Annotated in this window: 18 protein-coding genes; 13 read left to right on the top strand and 5 right to left on the bottom strand. The window is 62.6% G+C overall.

Features of this window, described 5'->3' with window-relative positions:
* Positions 1 to 46: 46 nt before the first annotated feature.
* The 5 genes from BM408_RS12790 to BM408_RS12770 form a co-directional block, all read right to left on the bottom strand.
* The gene (locus tag BM408_RS12790; RefSeq protein WP_092130250.1) at positions 47 to 268 is read right to left on the bottom strand and encodes a hypothetical protein; all 222 of its coding nucleotides are present in this window, start codon (positions 266 to 268) and stop codon (positions 47 to 49) included.
* Between the two features lie 232 nt (positions 269 to 500).
* Positions 501 to 1,337, bottom strand: coding sequence for a pyrroline-5-carboxylate reductase (gene proC / locus BM408_RS12785; RefSeq protein ID WP_092130249.1), 837 nt, complete (start codon positions 1,335 to 1,337; stop codon positions 501 to 503).
* 6 nt (positions 1,338 to 1,343) lie between these two features.
* Positions 1,344 to 2,528, bottom strand: a complete 1,185-nt coding sequence (locus tag BM408_RS12780) for an esterase-like activity of phytase family protein (protein WP_092130248.1) — start codon at positions 2,526 to 2,528, stop codon at positions 1,344 to 1,346.
* 65 nt (positions 2,529 to 2,593) lie between these two features.
* A complete protein-coding gene (gene glpK / locus BM408_RS12775; protein WP_092130247.1) occupies positions 2,594 to 4,087 on the bottom strand; it encodes a glycerol kinase GlpK in 1,494 nt (497 codons plus the stop codon).
* Between the two features lie 39 nt (positions 4,088 to 4,126).
* Entirely contained in the window at positions 4,127 to 4,894 is a 768-nt protein-coding gene (locus BM408_RS12770; protein ID WP_092130246.1) for a DeoR/GlpR family DNA-binding transcription regulator, read from the bottom strand.
* Between the two features lie 297 nt (positions 4,895 to 5,191).
* On the opposite strand from BM408_RS12770, the gene BM408_RS12765 reads away from it, so the two are divergent.
* The 13 genes from BM408_RS12765 to rplF all read left to right on the top strand — a co-directional run bounded on the left by BM408_RS12765 (position 5,192) and on the right by rplF (position 16,016).
* Positions 5,192 to 6,277, top strand: a complete 1,086-nt coding sequence (locus BM408_RS12765) for an ABC transporter ATP-binding protein (protein WP_092130245.1) — start codon at positions 5,192 to 5,194, stop codon at positions 6,275 to 6,277.
* A 33-nt stretch (positions 6,278 to 6,310) separates the two neighbouring features.
* A complete protein-coding gene (locus BM408_RS12760) occupies positions 6,311 to 7,390 on the top strand; it encodes an ABC transporter ATP-binding protein (RefSeq protein ID WP_092130244.1) in 1,080 nt (359 codons plus the stop codon).
* The gene (locus BM408_RS12755) at positions 7,387 to 8,277 is read left to right on the top strand and encodes a carbohydrate ABC transporter permease (protein ID WP_092130243.1); all 891 of its coding nucleotides are present in this window, start codon (positions 7,387 to 7,389) and stop codon (positions 8,275 to 8,277) included. The genes BM408_RS12760 and BM408_RS12755 overlap by 4 nt, the downstream gene beginning before the upstream one ends.
* Entirely contained in the window at positions 8,274 to 9,086 is an 813-nt protein-coding gene (locus tag BM408_RS12750; protein ID WP_092130242.1) for a carbohydrate ABC transporter permease, read from the top strand. Before BM408_RS12755 ends, BM408_RS12750 begins: the two co-directional genes overlap by 4 nt.
* A gap of 11 nt (positions 9,087 to 9,097) precedes the next feature.
* On the top strand, positions 9,098 to 9,406 hold the full coding sequence (locus BM408_RS12745; protein WP_092130241.1) for a DUF2160 domain-containing protein: 309 nt from the start codon (positions 9,098 to 9,100) through the stop codon (positions 9,404 to 9,406).
* 131 nt (positions 9,407 to 9,537) lie between these two features.
* Positions 9,538 to 11,268: an ABC transporter substrate-binding protein gene (locus BM408_RS12740; protein ID WP_092130240.1), complete on the top strand. Its 1,731-nt coding sequence runs from the start codon at positions 9,538 to 9,540 to the stop codon at positions 11,266 to 11,268.
* A gap of 164 nt (positions 11,269 to 11,432) precedes the next feature.
* A complete protein-coding gene (locus BM408_RS12735; RefSeq protein WP_092130239.1) occupies positions 11,433 to 13,019 on the top strand; it encodes a glycerol-3-phosphate dehydrogenase/oxidase in 1,587 nt (528 codons plus the stop codon).
* Between the two features lie 438 nt (positions 13,020 to 13,457).
* On the top strand, positions 13,458 to 13,826 hold the full coding sequence (rplN, locus tag BM408_RS12730) for a 50S ribosomal protein L14 (RefSeq protein WP_007869247.1): 369 nt from the start codon (positions 13,458 to 13,460) through the stop codon (positions 13,824 to 13,826).
* A gap of 9 nt (positions 13,827 to 13,835) precedes the next feature.
* Positions 13,836 to 14,156 (top strand): 50S ribosomal protein L24, encoded by a 321-nt coding sequence (gene rplX / locus BM408_RS12725; RefSeq protein ID WP_007869250.1) that lies wholly within the window; start codon positions 13,836 to 13,838, stop codon positions 14,154 to 14,156.
* Position 14,157: 1 nt separating this feature from the next.
* Entirely contained in the window at positions 14,158 to 14,730 is a 573-nt protein-coding gene (rplE, locus tag BM408_RS12720) for a 50S ribosomal protein L5 (RefSeq protein ID WP_092130238.1), read from the top strand.
* A gap of 8 nt (positions 14,731 to 14,738) precedes the next feature.
* Complete coding sequence (gene rpsN, locus BM408_RS12715; RefSeq protein WP_092130237.1) at positions 14,739 to 15,044, top strand: 30S ribosomal protein S14; 306 nt, start codon at positions 14,739 to 14,741, stop codon at positions 15,042 to 15,044.
* An 18-nt stretch (positions 15,045 to 15,062) separates the two neighbouring features.
* The gene (gene rpsH / locus BM408_RS12710; protein ID WP_092130236.1) at positions 15,063 to 15,458 is read left to right on the top strand and encodes a 30S ribosomal protein S8; all 396 of its coding nucleotides are present in this window, start codon (positions 15,063 to 15,065) and stop codon (positions 15,456 to 15,458) included.
* Between the two features lie 24 nt (positions 15,459 to 15,482).
* On the top strand, positions 15,483 to 16,016 hold the full coding sequence (gene rplF / locus BM408_RS12705) for a 50S ribosomal protein L6 (RefSeq protein ID WP_092130235.1): 534 nt from the start codon (positions 15,483 to 15,485) through the stop codon (positions 16,014 to 16,016).

The raw sequence follows: 16,016 nt of genomic DNA, 5'->3' as shown, positions 1-16,016 counted from the left end.
GAAAAAAGCCCGCACTTGGCGGGCTTTTTGGTTTGCGTCTGTGTGATCAGACGGCTTTTTTGGCCTTGGCTTTTGCTTTGTGCTTGGCCTTTTTGGCCTTTGCCTTGGCGGGCGCTGCGGCCTTTTTCTCGGGTGCTGCGGCTGGGGCTGCAGCGGGTGCTGCTGCTGGAGCCGCTGCAGGGGCCTGGGCCGATGCCTGCGTGGAGATCACGGCCAGGGGCATGGCGAGGACGGCGGCGCTGATGAGGGTGGACAGAAGTTTGTTCATGGTGAAGCTCCGGATGTTAGAGAAAGTTGTAACGCGACTGCTGCCGGGGTTTGCCACACCGTGTGGTTCAAGACAGGCTGCACGTACGCCCCTGTTCAACGTTTGCCCCCCGCAGCCGGTTGACCCGGCCGCGGGCCGATTGGCCCTCATGGGCCGAAAACTGGGCCGCTATCAAAAGAGTAGCTTCTTGCGCCCGTCCTTATTGGGTAAACGGCCTTTTTGCTTGTAAACCTCAAGCGCCGCCAAACTCGTCGCCCAGCTCGGCTGCGCGCTGCCGGGCGGCGTGGATGGCTCGCATGAACTGCATCTTGACGCGGTCCTGCTCCATGGAGGTCAGCGCGGCATAGGTCGTGCCGCCTTTGGAGGTGACCCGCGCGCGCAGCTCCTGTGGCGGCTCGTCGGAGGCCTGCGCCAGCGCCGAGGCGCCCACAAAGGTGCCGATCGCCAGCTGGCGGGCTTGCTCCGCCGACAGGCCCATGTCGGTGCCGGCCTCGATCATCGCCTCGATGAAATAAAACACATATGCCGGGCCGGAGCCGGACAGGGCGGTCACCGCGTCCAGCTGGGATTCCTCGGTCAGCCACAGGTAGTCGCCGGTGGGCTTGATCACTTTTTCCACCGCCAGCCGGTCGGTGTTGGTGGCGGCCGTCCGCGCAAACAGCGCCGTCATGCCTTTGCCCACCAGCGCCGGCGTGTTGGGCATGGCACGCACCACCCGGTGGGTTCCCAGCCAGTGCGCGATGCTGCTGGAGCGCACCCCGGCCGCCACGCTCAAATGCAGCGCCGCCTGGGTATGCGGCTGCGTTTGCAGCGCCGCCTCCTTGAAGGTCTGCGGCTTGACGGCCCAGACCACCAGGCCGGAGCTTGCCAGCGACGCACCCGGCGCTTCATGCACCTGCACGCCGAAATGCTGGGTGAGTTTGGCGCGCTGCTCGGCAAAGGGTTCAACCACCTGGATCTGGCCGGCAGGCAGGCCCTGCTTGATCAGGCCGCCGATGATGGCGCTGGCCATGTTGCCGCCGCCTATGAAGGCGATGTGTTCGGTGCTTGCGCGGGAAGTGGAAGTCATGCGTAGTCAGTCCAAAAATTCAAAGGCCAGCCACTGGCTGATTTGCCGGGAGCTGAAATTGTCGTCGCTAATGAAGACCAGGCTGCGGTTTCCGTTGGGAAGCACCGGGCCCCAGGCCATGCCTTCGGTATTGTCCAGGCGCTCCAGCCGGGGGCCGGCGCCTGGGCCGATGAAGGCCGCAAAGTCGGCGATCAGTGTTTTGTCCACCGCGCGGTAGGCGCCAGGCTGCAGGGCGGGCATTGCCAGCGTGTCGGAACCCTGCCGTGTGTCGACCAGGTAGAGGCGCAGCGAATTGCCCGCCTCCGCGCCCCAGCCGGCCATGTAGGCGCGCTCCAGCACCAGCATCCGGTCGGCGTCCAGCATCAGGATTTCCGCCACGCCGTTGTCGGCGAACGCGGTGGGCGGTATGGGTGCGCGTGGAATCGCGTCGGGCACGTAGGCGATTTGGCGCAGAACCTTTCCGCTGGCCAGATCAATCTGGGTGAAGCGGCAGGGGCCGCCCGGCGCCTGCACCGTGGGCACAGGCCCGTCCTCACGCAATGCGTTTTCCATGGCGATCCAGGCGGTGGCGCCGTCGGGCGTCAGGGCCAGGCCCTCCAGCGTCAGGTTGCTGCGCGAGCCCTGGGTGAGCTGGAAGTCAAACATGGCAGGCAGCGCAAACTCGCGCACCAGCGTGCCGTCCGGCCGCGTTTCGCGCAGCGCCGGCGATGCGCCGGTGAGCGCGTGGCCTTCGCTGGTCCAGAGCACGGTCCGGCTGCCGGCCCGCCAGCGGATGGATTCAGGGTCCGGCACCTGGCGGCCTTGCAGGGCGGAAGGGTAGGCGCTGCCGTCGGCCTGCAGCAAGGTGGTGACGCCTAGCAGCTCAGGCGGGCCCAGGCTGTCCATGCCCAGCGCGATGCGCGCGGTGTAAAAGCGCGCGGGGTTGATGCTGGAGCTGTCGTCGCTGATCAGGTAATACAGGCCGCTGGCGGCGTCGTAGTCAATGCCCGAGAGCCCGCCCACCGTGGTGCCCTGGAACTGCAGGCGGTGCGCGATGCGGGATTCGCCGATCAGGCGCAGGCGTGTGCGGGGCGGTTGATTCGGTGTGGCCGCGGATTGCGGCGCCCTGCAGCCGGCCAGGCCCAGCACCGCGGCGGCACCGGCGCCCAGGACCAGCCGGCGCCTGGAGAAGGAAGAGGCAGAGAGGCTCATACGGCCAGTCTAGCCGCCGCTCTTGCGGTAAATGTGACAGGAAGCTGGAAGGAGGAGGGGGCCGTTTACTGCAGCACGGTCTGCCGCACCGCCTGCTCCCAGCGCGCCATCAGCTCGGCGGCCCGGTCCGCACCCAGCGTGGGCAAAAACTTGCGCTCGGCGCGCCACATGCCCGAGAGCTCGTCAATGCTGCCGTAGACACCGCTGGACAGCCCCGCCAGGTAAGCGGCGCCCAGCGCGGTGGTTTCGATCACGGCCGGGCGGATCACCGGAATGCCCAGCAGGTCGGCCTGGAACTGCATCAACAGGTCGTTGACGCAAGCGCCGCCGTCCACACGCAGCTCGGCCACGGGCGCCGCACCGGCGCTCACTGCGTCGCGGCTCATGGCCTGCAGCAGGGCAGCGCTTTGGTAGGCGATGCTTTCGAGCGCGGCGCGCGCGATGTGGGCCACCGTGGTGCCGCGCGTCAGGCCGGTGATGGTGCCGCGCGCGTCCGGCTTCCAGTAGGGCGCGCCCAGGCCGGTGAAGGCCGGCACCATCATCACGCCACCCGAGTCGGGCACGCTTTCTGCCAGCGCCTGCACTTCGGCGCTGCCCTTGATGGCGTGCAGGCCGTCGCGCAGCCACTGCACCACGGCGCCGCCGACGAACACGCTGCCTTCAATGGCGAACTGCGTTTTCGCAGAAGGCTGCGCTGCGCTGGTGGTCAGCAGCCCGTTGTGCGAAGTCTGGAATTGCCCGCCCGTGTGCATCAGCATGAAGCAGCCGGTGCCATAGGTGTTCTTGGCCATGCCAGCCTTGAAGCATGCCTGGCCGAAGAGCGCACTTTGCTGGTCACCGGCCACGCCGCCTATGGCAATCGCATGGCCCAGCAGTTCTGGCTGCACGTCGCCGTAATGCGCGCTCGATGGCAACACCTTGGGCATCAGCGAGGCCGGGATGCCGAGCAGCTCAAGCAGTTCACCGTCCCACTGGTTGGTATGCACATTGAATAGCATGGTGCGCGATGCATTGCTCACGTCGGTGGCATGCAGCGCGCCGCCGGTGAGCTGCCACATCAGCCAGCTGTCGATGGTGCCGAAGGCCAGCTCGCCGCGCTCGGCTTGCGCGCGTGCGCCGGGCACGTTGTCGAGCAGCCACTTGAGCTTGGTGCCGGAGAAGTAGGCGTCGATCAGCAGGCCGGTTTTGGACTGGATCAGTTTCTCCTTGCCTTGCTCGCGCAGCGCGGCGCAGGTGGCTTCGGCGCGCCTGTCTTGCCAGACGATGGCGTGTTGGATGGGCTGGCCTGTTTTGCGGTTCCACACCGCGGTGGTTTCGCGCTGGTTGGTGATGCCCAGTGCGCGTATGTCGCTGGCCTTGATGTTTGCCTTGGCCAGCACTTCGCGGGCCGTCGCCAGCTGGGTGCGCCAGATCTCCTTCAGGTCATGCTCGACCCAGCCGGGCTTGGGGTAGATCTGCGGCAACTCCTGCTGGGCCAGGGCCACGATGTGGCCGTGCTCGTCAAACACAATGCTGCGGGAGCTGGAGGTTCCCTGGTCAAGGGCAAGAAGGTAGGTCATGCGCGTGAGTGTATGAAAGCCGCCGGGCGGCCCCAAAGCTTAAATGTGCGCCACTTCACAGCTGACGCCCGCTTCCTCCAGCAGGGCCGGAAAGGGCTCAGGCGGCGCGGTGTCGGTGAACAGCCGGTTGATCTGCGAGAGCGTGGCCAGCTCGACCATGGCCGGGCGGTTGAACTTGCTGCTGTCGGCAGCCAGCCAGACTTCGCGCGCGTGTTCGATGATGGTCTGGGCGACCTTGACCTCGCGGTAGTCGAAGTCGCGCAGCGAGCCGTCAGGCTCTATGCCCGAGATGCCGATGACGGCGATGTCGACGCGGAACTGGCGGATGAAATCAACCGCCGCCTCGCCCACGATGCCGCGGTCACGCGCGCGCACCACGCCGCCGGCCACGATGACCTCGCAGTCGGTATTGCCGCACAGGATGGCCGCCACATTCAGGTTGTTGGTGATGACGCGCAGGCCCTTGTGGTTCAGCAAGGCCTTGGCAATGGCCTCGGTGGTGGTGCCGATATTGAGGATCAGCGAGCAGTCGTTGGGGATGCGCCTGGCCACCGCGCTGGCGATGCGCGCCTTGCCTTCGGCGTTCAGGCTTTCGCGCTGGCGGTGCGCGATGTTCTCGATGGTGGAGCTGGGCACCCGCACGCCGCCGTGAAAGCGCGTCAGCAGCCCGGCTTCAGACAGGCGCTGCACATCCCGCCTCACGGTCTGCAGGGTGACCTCGAGCTTGTCGGCCAGTTGCTCGACGGAGGCCGAGCCGTGGGTTCGCACCACGTCAAGGAGTTTGATTTGCCTGGGATTGGAGTTCACGCGGGTCCAAGTCTGGGGAATCGGAAATTAAAGGACTGAGAAGGACTTAAAGAAAGCCCAAATATGCCTTGGAGGAAACTTTATATCGAAACAAAAGGAAACAGATAAGGGAAAACAATTAGATAAAACAATCACAAAGGAAGAAAAATAGAAAAAAACCGAACTTCATCAAGTTCAGGCCACATCTTTCGAGGGGAGTGTTTTCTTGTCCAGCATCGTCAATTTCCTGGTGGTTACAGCCTTGGCCCGAGCCTGGGCCGGCCGCCTTGAGCCCGCACCGGGCAGGGGAGCGGCGTGATGCAGCTGGCCCTGGACCACATTAGCAAAAAAGTCGGCGCCGAGCAGTGGCTGTACGACATAAGCCTGGCGCCGCGCAGTGGCGAAGTGACGGTCTTGCTGGGCGCCACGCAGGCCGGCAAGACCAGCCTGATGCGCATCATGGCGGGGCTGGATGTGCCCACGCAGGGCAAAGTCCTGGTCAACGATGCCGACGTGACCGGCATGCCGGTGCGTGAACGCAATGTGGCCATGGTTTATCAGCAGTTCATCAACTACCCCTCGCTGCGGGTGGCTGACAACATCGCCTCGCCGCTCAAGCTGCGCGGCGAAAAAGACATAGACCAGAAGGTGCGCAGTCTGGCTGAGCGCCTGCACATCGACATGTTTCTGGACCGCTACCCCGCTGAGCTCTCGGGCGGGCAGCAGCAGCGCGTGGCGCTGGCGCGTGCGCTGGCCAAGGGCGCGCCGCTGATGCTGCTGGACGAGCCGCTGGTCAATCTTGACTACAAACTGCGCGAAGAGTTGCGCGAAGAACTGACCCAGCTCTTTGCCGCCGGCGACTCCACCGTGATCTACGCCACCACCGAGCCGGGCGAGGCCCTGCTGCTGGGCGGCTACACCGCGGTGATGGATGGCGGCGAGCTGCTGCAATACGGCCCGACGGCCGAGGTCTTTCATGCGCCGCAGTCGCTGCGCGTGGCGCGTGCCTTTAGCGACCCGCCCATGAACCTGATGGCCGCGCTGCCTGCGGCGCAAGGCCTGCAACTCACGGGCGGCCCCGCGCTGGCGTTGAAACTGCCGGATGCACCGGCCCAGCGTCTGACGTCTTTCACTGCAGGCGTTCGCGGCAGCGCCTTGCGCGTCACCGCACGCGACGGCGATGTGGCCTTGCCCGGCAAGGTCGAGCTGGCCGAGATTTCCGGCTCCGACACCTTTGTTCATGTGGCGACGGCCGTGGGCGAGCTGGTGGCCCAGCTCACCGGCGTGCACTACTTCGACCTTGGCGCGCCCGTCACCCTGTATCTTGATCCGGCTCAGGTTTATGTGTTTGATGCGAACGGTGCCTTGCTGATGGCGCCCGGGCGCAAAGGAGGCCTTGCATGAATTACCTCCTGATATCGATGCTGCGGAGGTTTTATGGCATGCATTGACCTGGACCTGGCCCATGCCTACCGGCCTAACCCGCGTGAAGACAGCGACTACGCGCTGCTGCCGCTGACTATGAGCTTTCGCGATGGCGGCGCCTATGCGCTGCTGGGCCCTTCGGGCTGCGGCAAGACCACCATGCTCAACATCATGTCGGGCCTGCTGGTGCCGTCGCAAGGCACCGTCAAGTTCGATGGCGTGGACGTGACGCATGCGACGCCGCAGCAGCGCAACATCGCGCAGGTGTTCCAGTTCCCGGTGATTTACGACACCATGACGGTGGCCGAGAACCTGGCCTTCCCGCTGCGCAACCGCAAGGTGCCGGAAGACCAGATCAAAAAGCGTGTGGGCGAAATCGCCGAGATGCTGGACATGAGCGGCCAGCTCAACCACCGCGCGGCGGGCCTCGCGGCAGATGCCAAGCAAAAAATCTCGCTGGGTCGCGGCCTGGTGCGGCCCGACGTGTCGGCCGTGCTCTTTGACGAGCCGCTCACGGTGATCGACCCGCATCTCAAGTGGCAGCTGCGGCGCAAGCTCAAGCAGATCCACCACGAACTCAAGCTCACGCTGATTTACGTCACGCACGACCAGGTGGAGGCGTTGACCTTTGCCGAAGAGGTGGTAGTGATGACGCGCGGCCGCGCGGTGCAGACCGGCTCGGCCGATGCACTGTTCGAGCGGCCCCGCCATACCTTTGTGGGCCACTTCATCGGCTCGCCTGGCATGAATTTTTTGCCGGCCACTGTCACAGGTGGCGCACTGCGCGTCGCGGGCCGGCCGCTGGCGCTGCCGCCCGAACGCGCCATGCCCGACGGTGAGCTCAAGCTGGGCGTACGTCCTGAATACGTGGTGAAGACAGCACCCGGCGACCCGGCAGCGCTGCCTTTCATCGTCACGATGGTGCAAGACATCGGCACGCACTGGATGCTGACGGCGCGGATCGGTGAGCACATGCTCAAGGCCCGGTTGAACCCGGCTTCCCGCGCGCCGCAAGTAGGCGAGGAGGTCTGGTTGCAAGTGATGGGGCCGCACACCTGCCTGTATCTCAATGACGAACTGGTGGACGCATGAGCACGACAACCAAACCGGTCAATCAAAAAGCCTGGCTGCTGGTGCTGCCGGTCATCATCTGCGTGGCTTTCTCAGCCATCCTGCCGTTGATGACGGTGGTCAACTATTCCGTGCAGGACATCATTTCGCCCGAGCGGCGCGTGTTTGTCGGCACTGAATGGTTTGCTTCGGTGATGCGTGATGAGGAACTGCATGCAGCGCTGTGGCGGCAGCTCACCTTCTCGCTGGCCGTGCTGGCGGTCGAGATCCCGCTGGGCATCGCGCTGGCATTGTCCATGCCCGCGCAAGGCTGGAAGGCCTCGCTGGTGCTGGTCCTGGTGGCGCTCTCGCTGCTGATTCCCTGGAATGTGGTGGGCACGATCTGGCAGATCTATGGCCGCGCTGACATTGGCCTGCTGGGCGCAATGCTGCAGAAGATGGGTTTTGACTACAGCTACACCGGCAATGCCACGCACGCCTGGGTGACGGTGCTGATGATGGATGTCTGGCACTGGACGCCGCTGGTGGCTTTACTCTGCTATGCGGGGCTGCGCTCGATACCCGACGCGTATTACCAGGCCGCGCGCATCGACGGCGCGAGCAAGTTCGCGGTCTTCCGTTACATCCAGCTGCCCAAGATGCGCGGCGTGTTGATGATCGCTGTGCTGCTGCGCTTTATGGACAGCTTCATGATCTACACCGAGCCTTTTGTGCTGACCGGTGGCGGGCCTGGCAATGCGACGACCTTCCTGTCGCAATACCTCACGCAAAAAGCCGTCGGCCAGTTTGACCTGGGCCCGGCAGCGGCCTTCTCGCTGATTTACTTTTTGATCATCCTGCTGCTGTGCTTCATCCTCTACAACTGGATGCAGCGCGTGGGCACGCAAGAGAAGGAGGGCGTGGAATGAACACCTCAAAGTTCCAGGCGCGCACGCTGTTCCTGATCGCCTACATCCTGTTCGCGCTTTTGCCCATCTACTGGATGGTCAATATGAGCTTCAAGACGAATGCCGAAATTCTGTCGAGCTTCTCGTTCTTTCCCCAGCAATTCACCTGGGACAACTACAAGACCATCTTCACCGACCCGTCCTGGTATTCGGGCTACATCAACAGCCTGATCTATGTCGCCATCAACACGGTGATCTCGATCACTGTGGCGCTGCCTGCCGCCTACGCGTTTTCGCGCTACAGCTTTCTGGGCGACAAGCATGTGTTCTTCTGGCTGCTGACCAACCGCATGACGCCGCCGGCGGTGTTTCTGCTGCCTTTCTTCCAGCTCTACACCACCGTGGGGCTGATGGATACGCACATCGCCGTCGCGCTGGCCCATTTGTTATTCAACGTGCCGCTGGCGGTGTGGATTCTGGAAGGCTTTATGAGCGGCATCCCGCGCGAGATTGATGAGACCGCGTACATCGACGGTTATTCCTTCCCGCGCTTCTTCGTGCGCATCTTCCTGCCGCTGATCAAGGCCGGTGTGGGTGTGGCGGCATTCTTTTGCTTCATGTTCAGCTGGGTGGAGCTGCTGCTGGCGCGCACGCTGACCAGCGTGAATGCCAAGCCCATCGTGGCGACCATGACGCGCACTGTGTCGGCGTCTGGCATGGACTGGGCGACGCTGGCTGCGGCCGGTGTGCTGACCATCGTGCCGGGCGCGATCGTGATCTGGTTTGTGCGCAACTACATCGCGAAGGGTTTCGCGATGGGCCGAGTCTAGAAGGAGTGACTATGTTTGAGTGGATGGCCTGGACTACGCCGGTGGCGATTTTTTTCAGCTGCATCGTGCTGATGCTGGTGGGCATGACCGTGTGGGAGCTGAAGTCGCCGACGACGCTGCGGCGCGGCTTTTTGCCGCTGGAGACCACGCGCGGTGACCGGCTCTTTATCGGCCTGCTGAGCGCGGCTTATGTGAACCTGATTTTTGTCGGCATCAGCGGCAGGCTGGCCGGCTGGCTGGGGCTGGAGGCGGACCCTTCGGTCTGGATCAGTTTTGTGCTGTCGATCATCTTGCTCGCATTCATCATGCGCAAGGGTTGATGGACGCAAAGAGAAGCAAGAAGGAAGAGAAAGAAGGAAGAAAGTGAAAAGCAAAAAGGACCCCGGCTCATTGTTCCCCGGAGCCGAACAAGCCTTCAACCACGGGGAGTGAATCAATGAGGAGACAAGTCATGAAGATGCGTTATACGGCGCTGGCAGTGGCCGCGGTGTGTGCCATGGCCGGACACAGCTGGGCAGGCGAAGCCGAGGCAAAGAAGTGGATTGACAGCGAATTCCAGCCCTCCACCCTGTCCAAGGACAAGCAGCTGGCCGAGATGAAGTGGTTCATCGACGCGGCCAAGAAGCTGCAGGCCAAGGGCGTGAAGGAAATCTCGGTCGTATCCGAGACCATCACCACCCATGAGTACGAATCCAAGACGCTGGCCAAGGCCTTTGAAGAAATCACCGGCATCAAGGTCAAGCACGACCTGATCCAGGAGGGCGACGTGGTCGAGAAGCTGCAGACCTCCATGCAGTCGGGCAAGTCGATTTACGACGGCTGGATCAGCGACTCCGATCTGATCGGTACCCACTACCGCTACGGCAAGGTGCTGAACCTGACCGACTACATGGCCGGCAAGGGCAAGGAATACACCAACCCCGGCCTGGACCTGAAGGACTTCATTGGCACGAAGTTCACCACCGCGCCTGACGGCAAGCTCTACCAGCTGCCCGACCAGCAGTTTGCCAACCTTTACTGGTTCCGCGCCGACCTGTTCGCGCGCAAGGACCTGCAGGACAAGTTCAAGGCCAAGTACGGCTACGAGCTGGGTGTACCGCTGAACTGGAGTGCCTATGAAGACATCGCCGAGTTCTTCACCAACGATGTGAAGACCATCGACGGCAAGCCTATCTATGGTCACATGGACTACGGCAAGAAAGACCCATCGTTGGGCTGGCGCTTCACCGACGCCTGGCTGTCGATGGCGGGCACCGCCGACATCGGCACGCCCAATGGCCTGCCGATCGATGAGTGGGGCATTCGTGTGGCGGCCGACAAGTGCACGCCGGTGGGCGCTTCGGTGGCACGCGGCGGTGCGACCAACTCGCCGGCCGCCGTGTACGCGCTGACCAAGTACGTGGACTGGATGAAGAAGTACGCGCCCAAGGAAGCCACCGGCATGACCTTCGGCGAAGCCGGCCCGGTGCCGGCCCAGGGGCAGATCGCCCAGCAGATCTTCTGGTACACGGCCTTCACGGCCGACATGACCAAGAAGGGCTTGCCTGTGGTGAACGCCGACGGCACGCCGAAGTGGCGCATGGCGCCCGGCCCCAACGGCCCCTACTGGAAGCAGGGCATGCAAAACGGCTACCAGGATGTGGGCAGCTGGACCTTCTTTGCCGCGCATGACGAGAACAAGACGGCCGCCGCCTGGCTGTACGCGCAGTTCATCACTGCCAAGACCACCTCGCTGAAAAAGACCACCGTCGGCTTGACGCCGATCCGCGAGTCGGACATCCAGTCCAAGGCCATGACCGACATGGCGCCCAAGCTGGGCGGCCTGGTGGAGTTCTACCGCAGCCCCGCCCGCGTGGCCTGGTCGCCCACCGGCACCAACGTGCCCGACTACCCCAAGCTGGCCCAGCTGTGGTGGAAGAACGTGGCGCAGGCGGTGACGGGCGAGAAAACGCCGCAGGCCGCAATGGACACGCTGGCCGGCGAGATGGACGACGTGATGGGCCGGCTTGAGCGCGCCGGCATGGCCAAGTGCCCGCCCAAACTCAACCCCAAGGGCGACCCCGCCAAGTGGCTGAGCGACAAGGCCGCGCCCTGGGCCAAGCTGAGCAATGAAAAGCCCAAGGGCGAAACCATCAACTACGACAAGTTGCTGCAGGCCTGGAAGGACGGCAAGGTGCGTTGAACCTGGCGCCCGCGTGGCCGTGCGGCGCCCCTAAGCCGCACGGCCTGCTTTTTGCTCATTCGCCGGATAGCGTTGCCGCCTGATTCACCATGAATTGCCATGGTGCTGGGGTAAGCTCGGCGCACTTTGAAGATGGGTTTTTATGACAACGGGAAGCAAAGCCCATGACGACTGAATCTGCGCCTGCGGCCACACGGCGCCAGGACTTGATGGCCCGCCTTGCCGAGCCGCGCCACTATGACGTGGCCGTCATCGGCGGCGGCGCGACCGGCCTGGGCGTGGCACTGGACGCCGCCGCCCGCGGCTTCTCGGTCGTGCTGCTGGAGTCGCACGACTTCGCCAAAGGCACCTCGTCCCGCGCGACCAAGCTGGTGCACGGCGGTGTGCGTTACCTGGCGCAGGGCAATATCTCACTGGTGCGCGAGGCCTTGCATGAGCGCACCACGCTGCTGGCCAATGCGCCGCACCTGGCGCAGCCGCTGGCATTTGTGATGCCTTCTTACAAATTCTGGGAAGCGCCGTTTTACGGCATCGGCCTCAAGATATATGACGCCCTGGCCGGGAAGGCCGGCCTGGGCGCCACGGAATTCCTCACCCGGCGCGAAACCCGGGCCTGCCTGCCGACCGTGCAGGCGCAAGACCTCAAGGGCGGCGTCAAATACTGGGACGGCCAGTTTGACGACGCGCGGCTGGCGCTGGCGCTGGCCCGCACGGCGGCGCGCCAGGGCGCGCTGCTGGTGAACTACTGCGCCGCCACTGGCTTGATCCACGAGGGCGGCAAACTGGTCGGCCTGCATGCCAAGGACCAGGAGACGGGGCGCAGCTTCGAGATCAGGGCGAGTTGCGTGGTGAATGCGGCCGGTGTCTGGGTGGACCAGCTCCGCCTGCAGGACGGGCAGGCCATTGGCCGCGACCCCAAACCGATGGTGGCGCCCAGCCAGGGTGTGCACATCGTGGTCGACCGCTCCTTTTTGCCCACGGATCACGCCATGCTGATCCCCAAAACTGCTGACGGCCGTGTGCTGTTTGCCGTGCCCTGGCTGGGCAAGACCATTCTGGGCACCACCGACACCCCCCGGCACGACCTGGCGCGTGAGCCGCTGCCTTTTAAAGAAGAGGTCGATTTCATTCTGCGCGAGTCGGCGCGCTACCTGAGCCGTGCCCCAGGCCCGGCCGATATCAAAAGCATCTGGGTGGGCCTGCGCCCGCTGGTCAAGCCGCCCGACGAAGACGCCGGCAGCACCCAGGCGCTGTCGCGCGAACACACGGTGCTGGTCAGCAAAAGCGGCTTGGTGACAGTGACGGGCGGGAAATGGACCACCTACCGGGCCATGGCGGAAGACGTGCTGGATAAATGTTTTGCCGCAGCCTTGCTACCGGCCCGGCCGGGCGGTGCCACCACGCAGTTAAAGTTAGTTGGCGCTCACAATTCGGGCCACAAGATCAGCGAAGCTCCCGGGCCTCACTTATATGGAAGCGACGCCCCGGTCATTGAAAACCTGCCGGGCGCCAGCCAGGAACTGGGCGGGGGGCTGACAGAAGCCATGGTGCGCTTTGCCGCTCGCCATGAATATGCGCGCACGGTCGAAGACGTGCTGGCGCGCAGGTCGCGCCTGCTTTTTCTGGACGCCGCGCTGGCCAGAACCCTGGCGCCCGCCGTTGCCGGCCTGCTGCAGGAAGAAACCGGTGTGGATCCGCAGCTGGAAGCGTTTGTGTTGCTCTGCGGACAATATCTGAGCTTGCCTGCCTGAAATAGCCGGCATGGCGGGGTTTGGTTTCGTCAAAATCAACAAAAGTGAGCGCTCATTCACTCTGTTTTTGATAGCTGTAGATCAAGACATACATTGGATAAGCCGCCAATTCCGCCCCTGATTTTTGTTTGGGCCCGTTTTGGGCTTTCTCCAGGAGCAGCCCTGGCGCCGCTCCCGGCTTTATTGCCGGCTTGATGCGGAATACCCGGCTGTGGCGCAATGCCGCAGCGAAAGCCAGCGCCGCAGCATTATTTTCACAACAGCCGGTTGACAGCGCATTTCGACTCAGTCATAATCGTGGGCTTCGCTCTAAAAAGGCGAGGAATTCTGCCTAACGGAAGCATTGCAAGTGGTTTGCGGTGTGGACGACAGGCCCAAGACTGATTGGCTGGTGGTCCCAAGGGGTTGCCTTCCGGTGCAAGTTGGGAACACATTTAAATGATTCAAACGCAATCCAAGCTCGATGTTGCTGACAACACGGGTGCCAAGTCCGTGATGTGCATCAAGGTTCTGGGCGGCTCCAAGCGCCGGTACGCCAGCGTTGGTGACGTCATCAAGGTGAGCATCAAAGAAGCCGCTCCGCGTGGCCGCGTCAAAAAAGGCGAGGTTTACAGCGCTGTGGTCGTTCGCACCGCCAAAGGCATCCGCCGCGGCGACGGCTCGCTCGTCAAATTCGATGGCAACGCAGCAGTGTTGCTTAACGCCAAGCTGGAGCCAATCGGCACCCGCATCTTCGGACCAGTGACGCGCGAGTTGCGCACTGAAAAGTTCATGAAGATCGTGTCCCTGGCTCCTGAAGTTCTGTAAGGACTCGCCATGAACAAAATCCGTAAAGGCGACGAGATCATCGTGATCGCCGGTCGCGACAAAGGCAAGCGCGGCAAGATTTCGCTGCGCAAAGACGACAGCCATGTCGTGGTTGAGGGCATCAATCTGGTGAAGAAACACACCAAGCCCAACCCTCTCAAGGGCACCACCGGCGGCATCGTCGAAAAAAGCATGCCGATTCACCAGTCGAACGTGGCAATCTTCAATGCCGCTACCGGCAAGGCGGATCGCGTTGGCATCAAGCTCCTGGCAGACGGCAAAAAAGTGCGCGTCTTCAAGTCCAGCGGCGAAGAAATCAAGGTTGCATAACATGGCAAAGACCGCACCTGTACAAGCCGCTTCGCAGGCCCGCCTGCAAGCCCAGTACCGCGAAAAAATCGCCCCCGGCCTGATTGAAAAATTCGGCTACACCTCGCCCATGCAGGTTCCCCGCATCACCAAGATCACGCTCAACATGGGTGTGAGCGAGGCTGTTGCCGACAAGAAGGTCATGGACAACGCCGTCGGCGACATGACCAAGATCGCCGGCCAGAAGCCTGTCGTGACCAAGGCCAAGAAGGCTATCGCCGGTTTCAAAATCCGCGAAGACCTGCCCATCGGCTGCATGGTGACCCTGCGCGGCGTGAAGATGTATGAGTTCCTCGATCGTTTCGTCACCGTGGCCCTGCCCCGTGTGCGTGACTTCCGCGGTATTTCCGGTCGGGCCTTCGATGGCCGCGGAAACTACAACATCGGCGTGAAAGAGCAGATCATTTTCCCTGAAATTGAGTACGACAAGGTCGACGCCCTGCGCGGTCTCAATATCAGCATCACCACAACGGCAAAGACCGATGAAGAGTGCAAGGCCCTCCTCACCGCTTTCCGTTTTCCGTTCAAGAACTGAGGCGGGACATGGCAAAACAAGCTTTACTGCAACGTGAACTGAAGCGCGAAAAACTCGCGGCCAAGTTCGCCAAAAAATACGCTGAACTCAAGGCAACGTCCAACGACGCCAAGCGTTCCGATGAAGAGCGCGCTCTGGCCCGTCTTGAGCTGCAAAAGTTGCCCCGCAACGCCAACCCGACCCGCCAGCGTAACCGCTGCGAGATCACGGGTCGCCCACGCGGTACGTTCCGTCAATTCGGCCTGGCTCGCGCCAAGATCCGCGAGTTGGCTTTTGCTGGTGATATCCCTGGTATCACCAAGGCAAGCTGGTAAGCATAGGAGAACCACAAAATGAGCATGAGTGATCCTATCGCCGACATGTTGACCCGCATCCGCAATGCACAAATGGTTGAAAAAGCCGTTGTGCAGGTGCCGTCGTCGAAAGTCAAAGTTGCCATCGCACAGGTGCTGAAGGATGAGGGCTACATCGATGGCTTCTCCGTCAAGACCGACGAAGGCAAGTCCCAGCTGGAAATCGCCCTGAAGTATTACGCAGGCCGCCCCGTGATTGAGCGCATCGAGCGCGTCAGCCGCCCCGGTCTTCGCGTCTACAAAGGCCATGGCGCCATCCCCCAGGTCATGAACGGCCTTGGCGTGGCAATTGTCACGACCCCGCAAGGCGTCATGACTGATCGTAAAGCCCGCGCTACCGGTATCGGTGGTGAAGTGCTTTGCTACGTGGCCTAACGGCGGCATTGAGGAGAAACTGAAATGTCTCGTGTAGGAAAAATGCCAGTGACCGTGCCCCAGGGCGTGGACGTGGCCATGAAAGAAGACCAGATCAATGTCAAGGGCGCCCTCGGCACCCTGGCACTGGCGCAAAATGCGCTTGTCACCATCAAGAACGATGCCGGCAAGCTGACCTTTGTGCCGGCCAATGATTCGCGTGAAGCCAATGCCATGAGCGGCACGATGCGCCAGCTCGTGAACAACATGGTGACCGGCGTGACCAAGGGCTTTGAGAAAAAGCTCAGCCTGATCGGCGTGGGTTACAAGGCCCAGGCGCAAGGCGCCAAGCTGAACCTGACGGTGGGTTACTCCCACCCTGTGGTGATGGACATGCCGGCCGGTATCAAGGTCGAAACTCCAACCCCGACGGAAGTCGTGATCAAGGGTTCCGATCGCCAACGTGTGGGACAAATCGCCGCTGAAGTGCGCGCTGTTCGTCCTCCCGAGCCTTACAAGGGCAAGGGCATCCGTTATGCGGATGAAAAAATCACGATCAAAGAAACCAAGAAGAAATAA

Source organism: Polaromonas sp. YR568 (assembly GCF_900116715.1).
Classification (GTDB): domain Bacteria; phylum Pseudomonadota; class Gammaproteobacteria; order Burkholderiales; family Burkholderiaceae_C; genus Polaromonas.
This window is presented reverse-complemented; position numbering and strand designations above follow the sequence as displayed.